Below are 3,246 nucleotides of genomic sequence, written 5' to 3' on the forward strand. Positions count from 1 at the left end.
CACTCAACCTCCTTATCATCTTCTATCCTTATCTTATCACATCCGGACTTCTATGAAAAGAGCTATAATATATTATAATTTTACATTCCCAATGTTTAAATTATTATTAAATTAACTGTCATTATGTATTGACCTTTTAATAATTTTGTTTGACTTGCTTTTTGAAAGTGCGGAAACTTAAATTAAGGTATTACAAGATTGTTATTCAACCAATATCTCTCTTTTCCCTGAGTAATTTGGAGCGCTGACAATACCTTCCTTTTCCATTCTTTCAACGATGTTTGCTGCTCTGTTATAGCCTATTCTAAGCTGCCTTTGAATGTAACTGGTTGAAACTTTTTGATCTCTTTGAATGATGGCCACTGCTTGGTTATAGAGGTCATTTTCTTCATCCTCCGTTTCATCGTGTGACTCTGTAGAAGAATTTTCATCTTCTTTAGTGATTTCCTCCATGTAGTTTGGCTCACCTTGCATTTTCAGATGATCAACTATATCTTGCACCTCATTATCACTTACAAATGGGCCGTGAACTCGAATGATCTTACCACCAGAGGCCATATAGAGCATGTCACCCATGCCGAGCAATTGTTCAGCCCCTTGTTCGCCAAGTATTGTACGGCTATCTATCTTAGAAGTAACAGCAAAACTGATTCTCGTTGGAAAGTTCGCCTTTATCACACCTGTGATCACATCCACAGATGGGCGTTGTGTTGCCATTATGATGTGTATTCCTGCAGCACGAGCCATCTGAGCTAAGCGTTGAATAGAGCACTCTATTTCTTTGCCGGCAACAAGCATCAAATCTGCCATTTCATCCACGATCACTACAATATACGGAAATGTCTCCATCTTGATTGGTATTTTTTCAAACAAAGGCTTACCTGTTGTTGAGTTAAAGCCAATCTGCACAACGCGCTCCAATTCTATTCCACTATTCATCGCTTCTGTGATTTTTTGATTATAGTTTATAACATTGCGTACATTCAAATACGACATCATGCGATAGCGGTTTTCCATTTCTTTCACTATCCACTTAAGAGCGACTACAGCCTTTTTTGGCTCTGTTACTACTGGCGTTATTAGATGCGGTATTGCATCATATATTGAAAGCTCAAGCATTTTTGGGTCGATCATTATCATCTTACATTCATCAGGACTTAATCGATAAACGAGTGAAAGAATCATAGTATTAATCGCAACTGATTTACCAGACCCTGTGGTTCCAGCAACAAGCAAGTGAGGCATTTTAGTCAGATCTGCAATAACTGGTTTTCCGCTTATTTCTTTGCCAAGCGCAATTGGGAGATTTAAGTTTGCATTTTGGTATTCTGGTGATTCAAGCAAATCACGCAGCATTACAATTTCCCGTTCCTTGTTCGGCAACTCTATTCCCATAGCATTTTGCCCACGAATTATTGAAATACGTGCAGAGAGTGCACTCATCGAACGTGCAATGTCATCTGCAAGGCCAATTACTCTTGCAGATTTCGTGCCAGCTTGTGGTTCAAGTTTGTATAAAGTCACAACCGGCCCATAGCATACACTGATAATTTTTCCTTGCACGCCAAAATCACTCAGGACTTGTTCCAGCAGAGATAAATTTTTATTGCTCTCCATTTCATTCAGCTGTTTTCTCTGCAAAGACTCCTCTGCTTTGGAAAGTAAATGAATGCTTGGAAATTCGAACTCACTGAAAATTTCTTTGGTGGCTTTTTTCTGTCTTTCTTTTGGTTGTTGTTTAGTAGTGATTTTAGTTTTATGTTTTTCTTCTACTACTAATGGTGCAACTGAATATTCAGCAGTTTTATGTGATCTGAAGAATGGAACATTTACAAATAAGCAAGCTATTTTTTTACATAAGAAGAATAGAGAGTAAATTGTTCTCTTCCAACCAACAGATCCTACAAGACCTATTGATGTTACTATCACAAATATATAAAACGGGCAGTTATTAATTAGTGCATTCCCTATTATTCCACTGTGTCTGTACCTTGCAGTGATGCCTAGCGAAAGTTGTGGTAATATAGCACATACCCCTAAATTGATTAATATTAAATAGAGAATTTTCAGCAGTATTTTTGCTGGCCTGAAGATCAACAAGTAAACTATGGTTGTAGCTATTGTAACACTAGTTAATCCAAGAAATTGAACCAATATATCAGCTAAATATGAACCTACTATTCCACCTAAATTTGTCACTTCCTCATTTGTAGCCGTGTTTAAGGAAGGATCTTTATAGTTATAGCTAAAAACTGATATATATATATATATTAAAAGGGATAGATATATTGCTGATTTTAGATATTTTTTTAACATCTACCTAAAGTAGTAAGCTACTGTATATTTTACAAAGTGAATTGTTATTAGCAATATCATTATAGATAAATCTAATCCGTTGAACGGTGGTATATATCTTCTAATAATCTTTAGTGGTGGATATGTCAATTGGTTCAAGATGTGCATTATGCTACTGACAGTTTCATTATATATGTTCACCATATTAAGTTTAACCAGCCAGTTTAGGACAACCCAACATATTAGAATGAAGCTATAAAGATCAAGTAACGTATTGAGTAGATATATGATTGGATGCATACATATCTATTACACGAAAGTTATATAAAAGACAAGTATTTAGCCTTTTCAAACTCAAAATGTTGTTTTTGCTGAACCAAAAAAAACTTCATTTTTTGAGCTGCGCAAAGCCACCTAAAGTAGAGAATGGACAAGGAAGGAGGGGTGTATAATATATATTAATGTTGATATTTATTTCTTATAAATATCATCTCTATGTCCTATCTCTGTGATAGTTACTATATGATCTAATTGATTTACTCTGTAAATTACACGATAGTCACCAACTCTTAGCCTTCTACGTCCTTTTAAGTTATGATGTAGTGGTTCACCAAAATTTATTGGGTCAACTGTAAGACGTTCTTTTATAGCCTTTTGAACTTTTAGCCTTATTGTCTTTGGAAGGTTTGGTAAATCTTTTTCAACAACACTCTTTAGAGACTTAACCTTGTAACGCTCTAATCCCACTTAATATCTTCAAAATCAACTGTTTCTGCACCTTCAACATCACGCTCATCAGAAATTTTAGATACTAAAAAATCCTCCATTTCAAGCTCAACTGCTTCTCTAAATAGTTTTCCTGCTAATTCTTGAACGGGCTGTTTAGTAAATTCAGATAATTCAGCAAGATGCTTTAAAGTTTCTTCGCTAAGAGCTATGTTAATGCCTGAA

General features: G+C 35.4%; 4 protein-coding genes. All 4 read right to left on the bottom strand.

The genetic code is table 11. The annotated features are described in order from the left end of the window. Positions 1-201 precede the first annotated feature (201 nt). The gene (locus ACIPNH_RS01020; RefSeq protein WP_264723709.1) at positions 202-2,316 is read right to left on the bottom strand and encodes an FtsK/SpoIIIE family DNA translocase; all 2,115 of its coding nucleotides are present in this window, start codon (positions 2,314-2,316) and stop codon (positions 202-204) included. Beyond that, positions 2,317-2,595: a YggT family protein gene (locus ACIPNH_RS01025; RefSeq protein ID WP_006279515.1), complete on the bottom strand. Its 279-nt coding sequence runs from the start codon at positions 2,593-2,595 to the stop codon at positions 2,317-2,319. Between the two features lie 171 nt (positions 2,596-2,766). Next, positions 2,767-3,042: a type II toxin-antitoxin system RelE family toxin gene (locus ACIPNH_RS01030; protein WP_264723710.1), complete on the bottom strand. Its 276-nt coding sequence runs from the start codon at positions 3,040-3,042 to the stop codon at positions 2,767-2,769. Continuing rightward, a partial coding sequence (locus ACIPNH_RS01035; RefSeq protein WP_400771069.1) for a hypothetical protein occupies positions 3,033-3,246 on the bottom strand: 214 nt, incomplete at its 5' end. The genes ACIPNH_RS01035 and ACIPNH_RS01030, both read right to left, overlap by 10 nt.

It is taken from the genome of Wolbachia endosymbiont of Drosophila barbarae (assembly GCF_044752445.1).
Classification (GTDB): Bacteria; Pseudomonadota; Alphaproteobacteria; order Rickettsiales; family Anaplasmataceae; genus Wolbachia; species Wolbachia pipientis.

Excerpts from the sequence above, each read along its gene's own strand:
- ACIPNH_RS01020 (WP_264723709.1), bottom strand. The coding sequence starts at position 2,316 with ATGTTAAAAAAATATCTAAAATCAGCAATATATCTATCCCTTTTAATA.
- ACIPNH_RS01025 (WP_006279515.1), bottom strand. The coding sequence starts at position 2,595 with ATGCATCCAATCATATATCTACTCAATACGTTACTTGATCTTTATAGC.